Annotated in this window: 15 protein-coding genes; 10 read left to right on the forward strand and 5 right to left on the reverse strand. The window is 52.4% G+C overall.

Going from position 1 to position 15983, the window contains the following annotated elements:
* Nucleotides 1-48 precede the first annotated feature (48 nt).
* The 10 genes from K5621_RS12500 (at nucleotide 49) to K5621_RS12545 (ending at nucleotide 11032) form a co-directional block, all read left to right on the forward strand.
* Nucleotides 49-612, forward strand: a complete 564-nt coding sequence (locus K5621_RS12500; RefSeq protein WP_221051190.1) for a sigma-70 family RNA polymerase sigma factor — start codon at nucleotides 49-51, stop codon at nucleotides 610-612.
* Nucleotides 605-1309, forward strand: a complete 705-nt coding sequence (locus K5621_RS12505) for a DUF3379 domain-containing protein (protein WP_100145605.1) — start codon at nucleotides 605-607, stop codon at nucleotides 1307-1309. The genes K5621_RS12500 and K5621_RS12505 overlap by 8 nt, the downstream gene beginning before the upstream one ends.
* 137 nt (nucleotides 1310-1446) lie before the next feature.
* The gene (gene putP, locus K5621_RS12510) at nucleotides 1447-2898 is read left to right on the forward strand and encodes a sodium/proline symporter PutP (protein ID WP_221049395.1); all 1452 of its coding nucleotides are present in this window, start codon (nucleotides 1447-1449) and stop codon (nucleotides 2896-2898) included.
* A gap of 366 nt (nucleotides 2899-3264) precedes the next feature.
* A complete protein-coding gene (locus tag K5621_RS12515; protein WP_221049396.1) occupies nucleotides 3265-4548 on the forward strand; it encodes an OmpP1/FadL family transporter in 1284 nt (427 codons plus the stop codon).
* Nucleotides 4549-4966: 418 nt separating this feature from the next.
* Nucleotides 4967-5992: an efflux RND transporter periplasmic adaptor subunit gene (locus K5621_RS12520; protein WP_245003076.1), complete on the forward strand. Its 1026-nt coding sequence runs from the start codon at nucleotides 4967-4969 to the stop codon at nucleotides 5990-5992.
* A 9-nt stretch (nucleotides 5993-6001) separates the two neighbouring features.
* Nucleotides 6002-9247 (forward strand): efflux RND transporter permease subunit, encoded by a 3246-nt coding sequence (locus tag K5621_RS12525; protein WP_221049398.1) that lies wholly within the window; start codon nucleotides 6002-6004, stop codon nucleotides 9245-9247.
* Nucleotide 9248: 1 nt separating this feature from the next.
* Nucleotides 9249-9461, forward strand: a complete 213-nt coding sequence (locus K5621_RS12530; protein ID WP_025011137.1) for a YgaP family membrane protein — start codon at nucleotides 9249-9251, stop codon at nucleotides 9459-9461.
* Nucleotides 9462-9525: 64 nt separating this feature from the next.
* The gene (locus tag K5621_RS12535) at nucleotides 9526-9858 is read left to right on the forward strand and encodes a rhodanese-like domain-containing protein (protein ID WP_100145815.1); all 333 of its coding nucleotides are present in this window, start codon (nucleotides 9526-9528) and stop codon (nucleotides 9856-9858) included.
* Nucleotides 9859-10085: 227 nt separating this feature from the next.
* Nucleotides 10086-10427: a VF530 family protein gene (locus K5621_RS12540; RefSeq protein WP_221049399.1), complete on the forward strand. Its 342-nt coding sequence runs from the start codon at nucleotides 10086-10088 to the stop codon at nucleotides 10425-10427.
* Nucleotides 10428-10573: 146 nt separating this feature from the next.
* A complete protein-coding gene (locus K5621_RS12545; protein ID WP_221049400.1) occupies nucleotides 10574-11032 on the forward strand; it encodes a hypothetical protein in 459 nt (152 codons plus the stop codon).
* Between the two features lie 6 nt (nucleotides 11033-11038).
* On the opposite strand, the gene K5621_RS12550 is transcribed toward K5621_RS12545, so the two are convergent.
* The 5 genes from K5621_RS12550 to nrdD all read right to left on the reverse strand — a co-directional run bounded on the left by K5621_RS12550 (nucleotide 11039) and on the right by nrdD (nucleotide 15876).
* On the reverse strand, nucleotides 11039-11872 hold the full coding sequence (locus K5621_RS12550; RefSeq protein WP_221049401.1) for a hypothetical protein: 834 nt from the start codon (nucleotides 11870-11872) through the stop codon (nucleotides 11039-11041).
* A gap of 34 nt (nucleotides 11873-11906) precedes the next feature.
* Entirely contained in the window at nucleotides 11907-12524 is a 618-nt protein-coding gene (gene ribA, locus K5621_RS12555; protein WP_100145591.1) for a GTP cyclohydrolase II, read from the reverse strand.
* Between the two features lie 168 nt (nucleotides 12525-12692).
* Entirely contained in the window at nucleotides 12693-13049 is a 357-nt protein-coding gene (locus K5621_RS12560; protein ID WP_100145589.1) for a YibL family ribosome-associated protein, read from the reverse strand.
* A 139-nt stretch (nucleotides 13050-13188) separates the two neighbouring features.
* Nucleotides 13189-13674, reverse strand: a complete 486-nt coding sequence (nrdG, locus tag K5621_RS12565; protein WP_100145587.1) for an anaerobic ribonucleoside-triphosphate reductase-activating protein — start codon at nucleotides 13672-13674, stop codon at nucleotides 13189-13191.
* A gap of 84 nt (nucleotides 13675-13758) precedes the next feature.
* A complete protein-coding gene (gene nrdD, locus K5621_RS12570) occupies nucleotides 13759-15876 on the reverse strand; it encodes an anaerobic ribonucleoside-triphosphate reductase (protein ID WP_100145585.1) in 2118 nt (705 codons plus the stop codon).
* Between the last annotated feature and the right edge of the window lie 107 nt (nucleotides 15877-15983).

Raw genomic sequence — 15983 nt, forward strand, 5'->3', positions numbered from 1 at the left:
TGCAACGCCATTAAGCTTAACGATGACAAAAATAAAACAAGCATGAAAATGTTCGATAGCTGGCGAAAGAAAAAGTCTAATGATGCGGTCATTTCTGACATGCTGAATAAACAAAGACGTTACGATAGCCTGGTCAGGGCGCTGCATGCCGATATCTACCGCTACGCCTTCTGGCTTTGCGGCGATCGCCATATAGCCGAAGATATTACCCAGGAAACGTTTCTCCGGGCCTGGCGCTCGCTGGATTCATTGAAGGATGACAATGCGGCCAAGGCGTGGTTAATCACTATTTTACGTCGGGAAAATGCCCGTCGCTTTGAGCGTAAGCAGTTTGATTATGCCGATATCGGCGAAGAGCTCTGGCAGGATAACGACTCCATGAGTCAGGAAGACCATATAGAGCATTATCTGCTCAGGCGTCAAATTGCCCAGCTGGAACCCGAATACCGTGAGCCTTTGTTATTACAGTTAATATTGGGATTCAGTGGCGATGAAATCGCCCAATTATTGGATCTGAACCCCAATACTGTCATGACCCGCTTGTTTCGGGCCAGAAATCAGTTAAAAGAGCTACTGGAGCACTCTAAAGTCAGAGGTCAATCCAATGGATGAGCTGAAGTTTCGCCGCCAGGCCTATGGCGACCCCTATAACCAGGATCCCGAATTTCTGGACGCCCTTGCTCAAAGTGAAAGCAATCGTGCCTTTGTCGCCGAGCTTAAGGCGCTCGATGACAAAATTAACTCGGCACTCAAACTCCCGGTTCCGGAAAATCTGGCCGAAAAACTGCTGCTGAAACAACAGTTGGCCGTGCACCATAATCAACGTAAACGTACAGGCTGGATGTTGGCGATGGCTGCCTCCGTCGCCTTTGTTGCCGGAGTCAGTTTCAGTCTCTGGCGCCAGGGGCCGGTGGACTTAGGTCAACACGCCCTCGCCCATGTGCGTCATGAAACCATGGCCATGACCAGTAATGCCGATATCTCTTATCAAGCGATCAATGCCGAACTGGCATCGCTCAAAGGATTGGAAACAGTCAGATTCAACAGCCAACCAGGACGGGTATTTTACAGCACCTTCTGCGATTTTCAGGGAATAGAGAGTATTCACCTGGTGTTGGCCGGTGAACGCGGCAAGGTGACAGTGTTTATTGTCCCCCCTGAACACAGGGTGATGCTGGCCGAAGCCTTTGCCGATAGCGAATACCGGGGCGAGGCTGTCAAAACTGACTCGGCTTACCTGGTTTTGGTGGCCGAATACCCTCAAGACATAGAAAAAATTAAAAAAGAAATAAAACAAAGTTTTATATAAGAAATAGCGTTCCCCAGTCCCAGTCCCGTACCATCGGGACTGGTCAGTTCTGCCTCACATAAACCATCAACATTGGGCGCTTAAGCAAACTTTTGCTAGTATCCGCGCCAAACAACAACACATAAGTGTAAACCAGCATGCATATTGAAACCCCGGTAATGATAACTTTTCTGGGTTATTTGGCCCTGATGATGGGGATAGGCCTGTGGGCCTACAAGGCGACCGATTCGGTCGATGACTATATTCTCGGCGGCCGCAAGATGGGGCCGGCGGTGACCGCCCTCAGTGTCGGCGCCTCCGATATGTCCGGCTGGTTGCTGCTCGGCTTACCCGGCGCCGTCTATCTCGGCGGTTTGGGCGAGGCCTGGATGGGAATAGGCCTGTTGCTCGGTGCCTGGCTCAATTGGTTTCTAGTCGCCAAACGCCTGCGGATCTATACCCAGATGGCCGACAATGCCCTCACCCTGCCAGACTTTTTCGAGAAGCGCTTCAACGACGAGGGCGGCCTTCTGAAACTGGTTTCTGCCGTCACCATATTGTTGTTTTTCACCTTTTACGCCTCCTCCGGCATGGTGGGCGGCGCCGTGCTGTTCAGCAATGTCTTTGGCCTCGAGTACCTGACGGCGCTGTTGATAGGTTCCACCGTAATAGTGGCCTATACCTTTGTCGGCGGTTTTTTTGCGGTCAGTTGGACAGATTTCTTCCAGGGCTGTTTGATGTTAATCGCCCTGTTGATAGTCCCGGTCAGTATGTTTACCCAACCAGAGAGTAACCAAAGCCTGGAGACCCTGGACCCGGCCATGTTGTCGTTATGGAGCCATAAGTTGACCCTGATAGGCCTGCTGTCGGCTCTGGCCTGGGGGCTGGGTTATTTTGGTCAGCCCCATATTCTGTCGCGCTTTATGGCGATTAACAGCGTCAAGGATCTACCAGTTTCTCGCCGCATCGCCATGAGCTGGATGTTGATCTCCCTGGTCGGTGCCCTAGCAACCGGCATTGCCGGAACGCTCTATTTTGCCGATGCGCCGCTCAAAAACCCGGAAACCGTATTTATTCACCTGACGCAGGCTGCATTCAACCCCTGGATTGGTGGCCTGCTGATCGCCGCGATCTTGTCGGCCATCATGAGCACCATAGACTCACAGCTGCTGGTGTGTTCCAGCGTGATCACCGAAGACTTCTACCGCAAATGGCTCAGACCCGAGGCTTCAAGCAAGGAGCTGATGTTGGTCGGTCGTATCGGCGTATTGGCCATTGCCATCATTTCGGCTGTGATAGCCCTAGATCGGGAAGCGAGCGTCCTTGGGCTGGTAAGTTATGCCTGGGCCGGTTTCGGTGCCGCCTTCGGCCCTGTGGTGATCCTATCGCTGTTTTGGCGTGGCTACAGCCGTAACGGTGCCATTGCTACCATCCTGGTTGGCGGCTTGACAGTAATCATCTGGAAACAATTGGAAAGCGGTATCTTCGCTCTCTATGAAATATTGCCTGGATTCATTCTAGCCACCTTGGCCGGGGTTGTGATAAGCCTTTTATCGCCGCCATCCGAGGTCACAGAGGTGCAATTCAAGCACTTCAAACAGAGCCTCTAACTCTGTTTCAGATATGACTCTTCAACGCCTTTTCCAGGGTTTGGCGTACACTTGTACGCCAAACGCACCGCAGCTTTGTAATTTATTGTTTCACTCAAATTCACAGCGGCGCAACATGCCAAGTGAGTACCTCCAAACGCCTTAAATTCAGCTATTGCTGCTTTTACAGCTCCATCCATATTTGTAAGTTCGTCACACGTTCGCTGCACATTCGCTGAAATTAACCAAAATATTACAAAAAATCACATCTGGTCGGAGTTGTTAGCGGTACAGGGCCTCCATAAGATGCACGGGATTAAATAGGCGGGTGTCTGTGGGGGTTAAAGACTGACAGCCAACCTGCAAACATAAAAAGAGAAGATAATAATGAAGTATTTCAACAAGACTCTTATCGCAGTTTCTGTCGCGCTGATCAGTGGCCAATCTCTGGCAGCCGGTTTCCAACTCAACAGCCAATCTGCCACAGGTATCGGCCGCGCCTTTGCCGGTGATGCCGTGATCGCCGATAACGCATCTGTGTTATCCCGTAACCCAGCCGCCATGGCACTGTTTGACAAAGCCGCTATCTCGGTTGGTGTCACTACTGTAGACGTCCAGGTAGATATCAAAGACGTTAACTTCATGGGTGGCCAGGTGGATCTGGGTGGAATTGATGATGCAGGCAGCGTCAAATGGATCCCCAACATCTATTACATCCAGCCGTTGAACGATAAATGGGCTGTCGGTTTTGCGGCCTTTTCCAACTTCGGTACCGGCACAGACAGCGCATCATTGGTCAATAGCAAGACAGTTGCGGCTCCCTATGATCTGATCGGTAATACCGAAGTAACCACCATCAACTTCAACACCAGTGTGTCTTACCGCATCAATGATATGTTGAGTCTGGGCGTCGGACTGGATTTGGTTTATGGCGAAGGCAACCTGGATCGCTATTACAAGCAAATGCCCTTGGTCGATGTGGATGCCGATGGTTGGGGTATTGGCGGCATCGTTGGTGCCACGCTTGAGCTGAATGAGAACAACCGTTTTGGCCTGAGCTACCGTTACAGCCCCAATGTCGATGTGAGTGGCCATATTGCGACACTGACACCTTTAGGCCAAACAGGCAACTTCGCGTCAACCCTGTTTGATGAGCTGGAAGTGCCTTTGGCCGATATCTTCCAGTTGGCCGGTTTCCACCAGTTAACCGAAAACTTTGCGGTTCATTACACGGCTCAATACACCCGCTGGGGCAACTTTGATCAAATTACTGCCAAAGATGGTGTCAGCAGCATTTATGGTACCGGTACTGTGATTGCCAACAATGTTAACGCCCCTCTGAAACAGTACCAGTGGAAAAACTCCTGGTTGATGAGTGTAGGCGGAACCTACGACATCAATGAGCAGTTCACAGTGCGTGCAGGTTACATGTTCGACAATGGTGTGGTTGATGAAATCAGCTCTATCTCCATCCCAGACTCTGACCGTCAATGGTTCACCGCTGGCCTGAGCTACCACATCAACCAACATCAAACCATCGACTTCGGCATGGCCTTTGTTAAAGGTGAAGAGGTTGAGTTGGTAGAAAATAGTGCAGTAGTTGGCCCGGTTAACGCCATTACCAAATCAGAAGCCATGTACTACTCAGTGCAGTACAGCTATCAGTTCTGAGCCAAAACTCCAACAAATTTAAGCTGACAAGGCCGCCCTTTGGGGCGGTCTTTTTATTTTAAAACAACCGGCTAGCGGCGAAAAACCATTAGCAAGCGATTTCACCAAGGCGATAGATTGTCCAAAAAAACCCGCCAGCTATTTATGCCAAGGAGTATTCACTCCTTTTCAGGATATTCACTTCCCCCTGATGTTGGATACATGACAGATATCCAGCGCTTCTTTGTTCAGAATCCACCCAATATCGGCAGTGTCAAAAGCTTTAAACTTAGACCAAAGTTCTTGATCTTTTAGCCGTTATCCTGTGCCCGTTCGTGACGACCTTGATAACTTATTTAACTATACTGAACAATTAACAGTTGCAGCTCCACACTTTATTCATTAGAATTTTCTCATGGACTTTATTCGAGAGCAGCTCATGCCTAAAATAACATCAATACTGACCCTATTACTGCCTGCTTTATTGTTCAATCAAACACTTAATGCTGCAGATCTGACGACACTTACCGTCCAGCAGACAGAGCACACCCAGTTGCTGACTCTGGACGGCAGGCTCGAGGCGGTCAAGGCCGCAACCGTGTCGGCCCAGACCTCGGGACGGATCCTCAAGCTTTACTTTGATGTCAACGACCGAGTCCCCGCCGGGGCGGCGCTGCTTGAGATCACCAGTGAAGAGCAAGGCGCGTCCCTGGCGGCAGCCGAGGCGGAATACGCCAGAGCCAGAGCCTTGGATACCGAAGCGCAGCTGACGCTCAAGCGCTATCAGGAACTGTTTCCCAAGGGCGCGATTTCCCGCGGCCAAATGGATCAGGCCATAGCCAATGCCAAGTCAGCTTCCCAAGCGGCCAGCGCCGCCAAGGCGAGGATCATTCAGGCAAAGGAATCACTGAAATACACAGTCGTCAGCGCGCCATATGCTGGCATAGTCACGGCCAGGCATGTGGAGGAGGGAGAGACGGTGGCTCCCGGTCAGCCGCTCCTGTCCGGTTTTGCCGACGATGAGATGCGGGTGGTGATGCAACTGCCGCAGCGTTTTCTTCAAGCCGCCAAAGCCACAGACAAGATGACGGTTAGCCTAGCCGATGGCCGCAGTTTTGACGTCACTACCCCCAAGGTCTTTGGTTTCAGTGATGAGCAGAGCCGCGCCTTTCAGGTGAGACTGCCACTGCCGACCAACACAGGCGATCTACTGCCCGGCAGTTTCGTCAAGGTGCGCTTTGCCATAGACAAACGCCAGGAGATAGTGCTGCCCAAAGAAGCGCTTTACAGCGTCAATGAGCTGTCGGCCGTCTACCTCAAGCGCGGCGATAACTTTGTCCTGCAACAGGTACGTCTGGGAGATGTGCGTGACGATGGCGTGACCATACTGGCAGGACTCGAAGCCGGAGACATAGTCGCCGCCAACGCCTATCAGTTGCTGCTCGAGCAGCGCCAGGCCAAGTAAGGGGAACTCATGGCTAATCACAGCGAAAATAACACCGGCATCTCCGGCCGCATTGCCGCCAGTTTCCAGCTCAGTGCCATTACGCCGCTCCTGGCCCTGCTGGGCTTGTTGCTGGGGATGTTTGCCATTTTGGTCACTCCCAAGGAGGAAGAGCCTCAGATAGATGTGACCTTTGCCGATGTGTTTATCCCCTTCCCCGGCGCCACACCGACCGAAGTCGAGCAGTTGGTTACCCTGCCGGCCGAAGAGGTGATCTCGCAGATAAAAGGCATAGATACCCTCTACTCCTTCTCGCAGCCCGATGGCGCTATGATCATCGTCATCTTTGAGGTGGGTGTGCCCCGCAACGAGGCGATAGTCAAACTCTACAATCAAATCTATTCCAACCTGGACAAGCTGCCCAGAGCCGCGGGAGTGGGCGATCCCTTGATAAAACCCATGGGCATAGACGATGTGCCCATTGTCAGCCTGACTCTTTGGTCAGAGGATCCCGGTGTCTCGGCTCAGCAACTGACTCATGTGGCCCATGGGCTCGAAACCGAACTCAAGCGCATTCCCGGCACCCGAGATGTCGAGTCCATGGGGTCCCATGAGTTGGTGCTCAATGTGCGCATCAATCCGGCCCAAATGAGTTTTTATGGTGTCAGCTTCGATGCCATCAACCGGGCGCTCGGCGCCAACAATGCGGTCTCCATGCCCGTGTCTCTGGTGCAAGATAACCAGGAGATCAGGGTGCAGACCGGCCAGTTCCTGCGTTCGCTGGAGGATGTGCAGCAACTGGTGGTCGCGGTGCACAATGACAGCCAAGGCAAGGCCGCCCCAGTGTTCCTCAGTGATATTGCCGATATCAGCCTCAAGGCCGATGTCCCCCTCTATGGCGCCTGGCATCAGAACGGTCACAACGCCGAAGCAGAAGCTAAAGGCGTCTTCCCGGCAGTGACCATAGCCATAGGTAAACAACCGGGTGAAAACGCCGTGGATGTGGCCGATGCTATCCTTGCCAAGGTGGAAAAGAGCCGTAACCTGCTTATTCCGGACAATGTCAATGTCACCGTGTCGCGCAACTATGGCGTAACGGCGGCTGACAAGTCCAACACTCTGATCTTCAAGTTGATCTTTGCAACCGCCGCTGTGGTTATCCTGGTGGTGTTCACCATGGGAATGCGCGAGGCACTGGTGGTGGGTGTGGCGATTGTCATTACCCTGGCGATTACCCTTTTCGCCTCCTGGGCCTGGGGCTTTACCCTCAACCGGGTATCCCTGTTTGCACTGATCTTCTCCATAGGTATTTTGGTGGACGATGCCATCGTCGTGGTGGAAAACATCCACCGTCATATGGCCATGGGCAAACGCAGCCTGAGTGAACTCATTCCCGCTGCCGTGGATGAAGTGGGTGGCCCCACCATTCTGGCGACCTTTACCGTTATTGCGGCATTGCTGCCGATGGCCTTTGTCTCGGGGCTGATGGGCCCCTATATGAGCCCTATTCCCATCAACGCCAGCATGGGCATGTTAATCTCCCTGGCGGTGGCCTTTGTGGTCACTCCCTGGCTCAGTCACAAACTGCTCAGACACAAGGGTGGCGAGGGGCATAGCGACAACACCAGCCCTGTAATGCTCAAGCTGTTTACCCGGCTTATCAAGCCATTCCTCGAGAGCCGCAAGGCCCGAGTAGGCATGGCGGCCGGCGTGTTTGTGCTGATAGGCATGGCCGTTGCCCTGCCCGTTGGCCAGTTGGTGGTGCTCAAGATGTTGCCCTTCGACAACAAGAGCGAATTCCAGGTGATGGTGGATATGCCGGAAGGCACGCCGGTGGAGCAGACGGAAAAAGTCCTCAAGGCCTTGTCCGATTATCTGGTGACTGTACCCGAAGTGCAGCATCTGCAGCTCTATGCCGGCACCCATGCCCCGATCAACTTCAACGGCCTGGTCAGGCATTACTTTGTCCGCAACAGTCAGGAGCTTGGCGATATTCAGGTCAATCTCAGTGACAAACAGCACAGGGACAGAGACAGCCACAGCATAGCCCTGGCAGTACGCGGCCCGCTGCAGCAAATCGCCCGGGGCTTCAACGCCAATGTCAAAGTGGTGGAAGTGCCCCCAGGCCCACCTGTGTGGTCGCCGATTGTGGCCGAGGTCTATGGCCCCAGCCAAGACATTCGCCAGCAGGCGGCCAGAGAGCTGCAGTCCCTGTTCCAGACGACCGAGGATGTGGTGGATATCGATATCTTCCTGCCGGCGGCACAACAGAAATGGCAGGTACTTATCGACCGCAGCAAGGCCAGTCTGCTGGGCGTGCCCTACGCCAACATAGTGGATCTGGTGGCCACCGCTGTCGGCGGCAAGGATATCAACGTACTGCATAAGCCAATGCAAAAGCGCCCCGTGCCCATTCGTCTGGAACTGCCTGAAGCCGACAAACTGGATTTGACTTCAGTACTCAACCTGCGCCTCGACAGCCTCCATGGCGGCACTGTGCCCGTGGCCGAATTGGTGACAATCCGCAAGGGGCAGATAGACGCGCCCATCATTCACAAAAACATGATCCCGATGATCATGGTGATTGCCGACATGGCCGGGCCGCTCGACAGCCCACTGTACGGCATGTTTGAAATGGCGGCAGATATCGACTCAGAAGGTGGCCTTGGCTTCAACCAGCATTATTTCAGCCAACCCGATGGCCTGGATGCCATCAGCGTACTCTGGGATGGCGAGTGGAAGATCACCTATGAAACCTTCCGTGATATGGGCCTGGCCTATGGGGTCGGCATGATTGCCATCTATCTCCTGGTGGTGGCCCACTTCCGTTCCTATCTGGTACCGCTGATCATTATGGCGCCTATCCCCTTGACCATTATCGGGGTCATGCCGGGACACGCCTTGCTCGGCGCCCAGTTCACCGCCACCTCCATGATAGGCATGATAGCGCTGGCGGGGATCATAGTACGTAACTCCATACTCCTGGTGGACTTTATCAACCAGGAAACCGCTGCCGGAGTGCCATTTGAACAGGCGGTCATTCACTCCGGCGCCGTGCGGGCCAAACCTATTATGCTCACCGCCCTGGCGGCCATGATAGGCGCCATGTTTATTCTGGATGACCCGATCTTCAACGGTCTGGCCATCAGCCTTATCTTCGGGATCCTGATCTCCACCCTGCTGACATTGGTGGTGATCCCGGTACTTTACTATGCCCTGATGCGCAAGCGCATCGACTCAGTAATCAACCAGGCCCAAGCGGCCAAAGGAGCTTAAAATGTCTGTAGAACGTGCCACTATGGCCTTTGCCGGATTTATGGTGATGTTGTCATTACTGTTAACCGCCACTGTCCATCACAATTTTGTATGGCTAACTCTGTTTGTTGGCGCTAACCTATTCCAAAGTGCTTTTACCGGCTTTTGTCCTGCCAGCATGCTGATGCGTAAATTCGGTATGAAAACGGAGGCTGAACAGGCCAAGGCCCACTGATTAAGGAATGTAAGTGAAAATAGTAACCCGTACCCAACGCCAACTCCTGTGGCTAACGACTCTGATGTTTGGTCTATTGCTGAGCCTCAGCGTTCGCGCCGAGCAGATGGTTCCCGAGGTGGCGCTGACCAAGGTCGCCCAGGGCGCCATGCTGGTGGATGTCAGAACCCCGGAAGAATACGCCGAGGGACACCTGCCAGAGGCTATCAATATCCCCTTTGAGCAGATAGTCGAAGTCTTCGCCAAACAGGGCATTGCCAAGGACACCCCTGTAGTTGTCTACTGTCGTAGCGGTCGCCGCTCAGGCATTGCCAAGGAGTCGCTGGATAACGCCGGTTATCAGGCGGTATACAATGGTGGTGGCTACTATACCCTCAAGGCCAGCGCCGGTCGTTAAGCCGCGCTGACACGACCGCCGGGCCCATTAATGGGCCCGGTCTTTTACGCACAACGGTTGCACACAAACTCCCAAGCGAACTACAACTGAATAATCGCCCGCCCCATTGGTTCCGCCATGAGACTTACTGAACCGACAAATCGACTTGCGCATCGAACTTTTAAGGCTTAGTGATTAAAGCTGCTATACTATTGCCGCTTCTTATCACCACATGCCAAGGCTCATTGATGACATTTTCCAATTCCCCTCAAGCCAATAAAGATCCCCTGCACGGCCTGACACTCAAGACGATACTCACAGAGATGGTTGAGCAGTACGGCTTTGATGGCCTGGCACAAAGGATAAGGGTGCGCTGCTTTAGCCATGATCCCAGCATTAAATCGAGTCTGACCTTTTTGCGAAAGACCCAATGGGCCAGGGAAAAATTGGAGCGCCTCTACCTAACCAGCAAAGGCTTGCCCATTCCGCCTCATTTGCTGGGCAGTTCAGCGCCTGCTATCAACGCCAAGCCAGTCAAAAAAACCAGTGCCGACAAACCACAAACTAATGCCCATATCTGGGGTAAATAACTCAATTAACGAAAGCAAATACAGCACGCAAGCCGCTATATTTTATACAAATTTAATTTTAATACGGTTAAAGTTCTGTTCTTGGGAGTCGATACTCTATTCACGACTATCAGCGCCAATAATTACTGTCACCAAGGAGTTTATCAATGAACATTGCAGGTTTAGGTCAACAGGTCACTCAGGGAACCGGTTCCCGAAGCCTGAGCGAGGTTAATGTGGCCGCCAAAGACACAGTGCAAGAAAACAGTGCCATAAGCTCAAACAGCCAAGATAAAGTGAATATTTCTTCTGCTGGGCGCCAAGCGCTGGCCGATGATCTAGGTGGCAAGCTGCACCAAAATAGTTCAGCGCAGACATCAAAGGCGCAGAAAGCCGCCGAGGAAGAGACCTCGGGTATGTCAGACATTGACAAGAAGATTAAAGAGCTGCAGGACAAACTCAAGGAGTTACAACAGGAACTGCAACAACTCAATGGCGATAACTCAGAGGCTGCCGAAATAGAGCGCAAATTATTGCAAGATCAGATAGCTGCCGTCAGCGGCCAACTGGTCTCTTTGCTTAATGAGAAAGCCAAACAAGATGAAGATGCTGCCAACAAGGGTTGATGTCGTTTAGATTGGCATGCTGAACACCAGGCGCCAGATCTCCAGCCCATCACCGCTGCGATAGCTGAGCCCCAATCTGTCTATGCCAAGCACTGGCTTGGCAAGAGCCAGGGTGGCGCCCAGTTCAATACTGCCGGACACCAGAGTATCCCGATTGAGATCGCCGGCAAACTGTAGCTGATCAAAGTACCAGTAGCCCAAGGCAAATATCCGAGGCTGTATCCGCAGCCCCCGCCAGGACCAGCGATAGGGCAAGCCAACATCCACCCCGGTTTGCAATACGGAAAAGCTCTGGCTAATGCTGAAAGCCCGTTCACTGTAGGCGGCAAATTTCAACCGGGTCACCCACAAAGAATCTGCCTGCCACAGTTCAAAATGACGTAAGCCACTGATGCCGGCAGCCATGATGGCGACATTACCGCCTTGGTCAAAATTACTGCCAAAACCGAGATCGCCATAGGCCTCAATGCGCCAGTTATCATCCAGGCGCCAACGCTTTTCAAAGCCTGGTGTCACAGTCAGGGTACCGACACTGGAAGGCAACTCAAACTCACCGGCATCTTCGAGGCTATAGTTGAAAAAGCCCACCGAGATAGGCAGGCGTAGCAAGAACTCCGAGTCTTCACTCTGCTCCAGCGTAAAGTCCAGCGGTAAGCTGATGACAGTGGCATCCTGCTCAGACGCACGATAAACCCCGCTACCTAGATAGCTGCCAAAGGCATAGTGGGAGTTGTCAGGCGGCCGGGCATGGCCAGGGGACTCTGCGGCAATGCTTGATGCCGCGAACAGGAGCAGCCACGGGGAAGTTATCTTCAGTAAGCGACTCAAGCCGTTACTCATTTTAGCCTTCCCCTATGGATTCATCTTTGATGACTCAGTCCTGATGGTCTTCAGTAAAATGATACTCAGACATCATATGGCCAAGTTCGGTCGACTTGGTCTTCAGGTAGGCTTCGTTATAACGGTTTTTGCCCACTTGCAGTGGCACACGTTCGATGACCTCGATGCCAAGCTCTTTCATCGCCTTCACTTTGCGAGGATTATTGGTCATCAGCCGAACCTGATGGACACCGATTTTTTCCAGCATCGGCGCAATCATATCGTACTTGCGCATATCGGCCGGAAAACCCAAGCGCTCGTTGGCTTCCACTGTATTGGCGCCATCGTCCTGCAACTTGTAGGCACGGATCTTATTCAACAGCCCTATACCACGACCTTCTTGGCGCAAGTAGAGAATAAAGCCTTGCCCGGCTTCGGCAACATTTTGCATCGCGGTCTGTAGTTGAAAGCCGCAGTCGCAGCGCAGGCTGAACAGGGCATCTCCGGTGAGACATTCCGAATGGATCCGTCCCAGCATAGGTTTATCGGCTTGGAGCTCACCAAAAGTCAGTGCCACATGCTCTTTACCCGTTTCGGTATCTTCGAAACCATGCATGGCAAACACCCCCCAAGGGGTTGGCAATTTGGCGGTGGCGATAAATTTAATAGACATGAATTAACCTTAACGACTGCTCTCATTCCCTGAGACGGTTAACATCCTTCAAAATCAAGATAATAGTGAAGCGTGCTCAGTATTCAGGTCGGTCATTCTATGCGTTTTTTTGACCAACCGGAATACCCAAGTGAATTCATTGGTTATTATTCGCTGTCACTGCGGCAGTTAAAAAGCCTTGGGCGCAAAACCGGTCACGACGGTAATGCCCATCTCTCTACCCAAAGCTGTCATAGGGTGCACCACGACCAAGCCCTTAACAGACTTCTTGAGCTTGCCCATGTCGGCCTGTTCGGCCTTGGTGAGTTCACGACTAAATGGCAAATCACGGATACCCTGCCCTTGCTTACCAAGCTGGCGGCTCTGCTGACCCTTAACGGCAGCAATGCGCTTGTTCACAGCGGCGATTTCCCGCTGAAACTGGGCAATAATAGGACCGTCACCGCGTTGTTCTGCTGCAGCCAATTTACGGCGATACTGATCCAACTTATCGTTGAGCTGTTGCAGCTCCTGCTTCAAATTCATTTTGTTACCTTACAAAATCCTGACACTCTGAGAGTGGACGGCCTGGTTGCCGTTGCTGTGCCGGACAGCAGTATAGCAGTAACTCAAGCCGAGGTGACGGGGTTTTTTAGCAGGAAAAAGCAATTGTGTTAACCAGTTTTCACTTTTGTGCTTGTTGAGACTCTTTAAGAAGGTGTATCACCTGGTTGGCCGAGCCACGAAACCTCAACGAGGGGTCCGCTTGCTCCTGCACAAACTTGCCATCCACCAACACATCAATAAGTGGCAACAAGGCTTGTTGCGCCGGACTGAGTTCATCCAAACGATAACCGGTCCAGAGCCAGACATCTTTACCAGGACACTCTTCCTTCACTCTTAACAACAGGGCCTTGATAGCGTCAAGATTACCCGGGAACAGAGGATCGCCACCGGAGAGCGATAGCCCACGTCTTGGGATCCGACTGTCGTTGAGATCGGCAATGATCCGGTCGGCCATCGCCCCATCGAAAGGATGCCCGGAGCGGGGGTCCCAGGTTGACTGGTTATAACACCCCCGGCACTGATGTTCACAGCCGGAGACAAACAGGGTTACCCGGGTACCAGGTCCATTAACCACATCCACGGGGTAATATTGATGATAGTTCATATTTATATCCACAAGGCGCCCCGTGGGGCGCCTTTATTCAGGGAAGGAAGCAATTTTCACCCCTTCCTTAAAACCAGTTTGTCGTTATAGGTGTTTAACCCGACGCTTGACCTCTTCCTGCTTACCGTGGTTGAAAGGTCTGGCATCCGGACTACCGAGATAACCACAGACCCTGCGGGTCACAGATACTCGAGTTGGCTCATGGTTGCCACACTTGGGACAGGTAAAGCCCTTGCTGGTGCAGCTAAACTCACCGGTAAAGCCACAGTCGTAACATTCATCGATTGGAGTATTGGTGCCATAGTAAGGCACACGGTTAAAGCTGTAGTCCCAGACATTCTCAAGCGCTTCAAGGTTGTGTTGCATATTGGGGTATTCGCCATAGCAGATGAACCCCCCACTAGCGAGCTCGGGATACGGCTGTTCAAAGTCGAGCTTGTCGTAAGGATTCACCTTTTTCTCCACATCCAAGTGGAAACTATTGGTGTAATAGCCCTTGTCGGTGACCCCTTTTACCAGACCGAAGCTCTTGGCATCGAGCTTGGCAAAACGGCTGCACAGGCTCTCGCTCGGGGTGCTGTAAAGGCTGAAACCATAACCGGTTTCCTCTTTCCAACGCACAGTGGCCGCCTTGAGGTAGGCAACAATAGCCACGGCCTTTTGCCGTAAAACCTCATCATCAAACACATGAGTGTCTGTACCATAAAGCGCGTTGATTGTCTCATGCAGGCCAATGTAGCCCAGAGAAATAGAGGCACGGCCGTTTTTGAAGATTTCGGCAACATTATCATCCCCACGCAAGCGCACGCCGCAGGCCCCTTCCATATAAAGAATGGGCGCCACTCGGGCCTTGACGTTGGCCAAACGTTCGATACGGGTATCCAGCGCCTTGCGGGCCATCGCCAGCCGTTGATCCAAAATACGATAAAACTCGGCTTCATCCCCCTTGGCTTCCAGCGCGACTCTCGGCAAGTTCAGGCTGACCACACCTAAGTTGTTACGGCCTTCGTGCAACAACTCGCCATTTTCCTCATAGGTGCCAAGGAAACTACGGCAGCCCATCGGAGTCTTGAACGAGCCAGTAACCTTGACCACCTGCTCATAGTTGAGAATATCCGGATACATGCGAATACTGGCACACTCGAGCGCCAACTGCTTGATATCGTAGTTGCAGTCGCCGGCCTTGTGGTTGATGCCGTCGCGAATAGCAAACACTAATTTAGGGAAAACCGCTGTCTTACGGTTCTTGCCCAGACCTTCCATACGGATCCGCAAAATAGACTCTTGGATCAGCCGTGACTCCCAACTGGTACCCAAACCAAAACCGAAGGTCACAAAAGGTGTCTGGCCATTGGCGGTATGCAGCGTATTGACCTCATACTCCAGTGACTGGAAGGCATCGTGACACTCTTTCTTGGTCTGTTCGGTAGCAAACGCCTTGGCGTCGGTAATCCCCCACTTGAGTGCCGTTTGATAATGCTTGTCGTAGCTCTTGGCCACAAAGGGCGCCAGCACTTCGTCTATGCGGTTGATTGTGGTGCCGCCATAGATATGGCTGGCGACCTGGGCGATGATCTGTGCAGTAACCGCCGTCGCCGTGGAGATGGATTTTGGTGTCTCAATCTCGGCATTGCCCATCTTGAAGCCATGAGTCAGCATGCCACCGAGATCGATCAGCATACAGTTGAACATAGGGAAGAAGGGCGAATAATCGAGATCGTGATAGTGGAGCTCACCGGCCTCATGGGCAGCCACCACATCCTTGGGCAGAATATGATGTTTGGCATAATGTTTGGCGACGATACCGGCCAAAAGATCCCTCTGGGTGGGGATCACTTTGGAGTCTTTATTGGCGTTTTCATTGAGCAGAGTCGCATTGCTCTGCTCGACCAGACCACGGATCTCCAGGTTCAGACGGCTGCTGGATTCACGGCAGATGTCTCTATCATGACGATATTCAATATAACTGCGGGCCACTTGTTTGTAAGGGCCTTCCATCAGCAGATTTTCAACTTTGTCCTGCAGCTCCTGGATATTGACCTCGGCTTTGTCAGCCACGGCCTGAGTCACCAAGGCTGCAACGGTCGCCGCATAGTCCTCATCTTCTATACCGCAGTGGCTCGAGGCTGCCAGCACCGCATCCTTTATTCTTGTCTCATCGAACTGAGTACGGCACCCGTCCCGCTTAATCACTACCGGCATTTTATTAGTCTCCATGTTGTTTATTTAACACCATATATAGTGGTGTTTTATTAACCAAGCACAATATGTGGAGATTAAGCGACAAATCCGCCATCAATACCATGATC

This window comes from Shewanella carassii (genome assembly GCF_019670705.1).
Taxonomy (GTDB): domain Bacteria; phylum Pseudomonadota; class Gammaproteobacteria; order Enterobacterales; family Shewanellaceae; genus Shewanella; species Shewanella carassii.

What these genes read in the sequence shown, in the direction of transcription:
- K5621_RS12550 (WP_221049401.1), bottom strand. Translation starts at nt 11,872, where the DNA reads ATGAGTAACGGCTTGAGTCGCTTACTGAAGATAACTTCCCCGTGGCTG.
- K5621_RS12560 (WP_100145589.1), bottom strand. Translation starts at nt 13,049, where the DNA reads ATGAATTTGAAGCAGGAGCTGCAACAGCTCAACGATAAGTTGGATCAG.
- putP (WP_221049395.1), top strand. Translation starts at nt 1,447, where the DNA reads ATGCATATTGAAACCCCGGTAATGATAACTTTTCTGGGTTATTTGGCC.
- K5621_RS12515 (WP_221049396.1), top strand. Translation starts at nt 3,265, where the DNA reads ATGAAGTATTTCAACAAGACTCTTATCGCAGTTTCTGTCGCGCTGATC.
- ribA (WP_100145591.1), bottom strand. Translation starts at nt 12,524, where the DNA reads ATGTCTATTAAATTTATCGCCACCGCCAAATTGCCAACCCCTTGGGGG.
- K5621_RS12505 (WP_100145605.1), top strand. Translation starts at nt 605, where the DNA reads ATGGATGAGCTGAAGTTTCGCCGCCAGGCCTATGGCGACCCCTATAAC.
- K5621_RS12520 (WP_245003076.1), top strand. Translation starts at nt 4,967, where the DNA reads ATGCCTAAAATAACATCAATACTGACCCTATTACTGCCTGCTTTATTG.
- K5621_RS12500 (WP_221051190.1), top strand. Translation starts at nt 49, where the DNA reads ATGTTCGATAGCTGGCGAAAGAAAAAGTCTAATGATGCGGTCATTTCT.
- K5621_RS12545 (WP_221049400.1), top strand. Translation starts at nt 10,574, where the DNA reads ATGAACATTGCAGGTTTAGGTCAACAGGTCACTCAGGGAACCGGTTCC.
- K5621_RS12525 (WP_221049398.1), top strand. Translation starts at nt 6,002, where the DNA reads ATGGCTAATCACAGCGAAAATAACACCGGCATCTCCGGCCGCATTGCC.
- nrdD (WP_100145585.1), bottom strand. Translation starts at nt 15,876, where the DNA reads ATGCCGGTAGTGATTAAGCGGGACGGGTGCCGTACTCAGTTCGATGAG.
- nrdG (WP_100145587.1), bottom strand. Translation starts at nt 13,674, where the DNA reads ATGAACTATCATCAATATTACCCCGTGGATGTGGTTAATGGACCTGGT.
- K5621_RS12535 (WP_100145815.1), top strand. Translation starts at nt 9,526, where the DNA reads ATGTTTGGTCTATTGCTGAGCCTCAGCGTTCGCGCCGAGCAGATGGTT.
- K5621_RS12540 (WP_221049399.1), top strand. Translation starts at nt 10,086, where the DNA reads ATGACATTTTCCAATTCCCCTCAAGCCAATAAAGATCCCCTGCACGGC.
- K5621_RS12530 (WP_025011137.1), top strand. Translation starts at nt 9,249, where the DNA reads ATGTCTGTAGAACGTGCCACTATGGCCTTTGCCGGATTTATGGTGATG.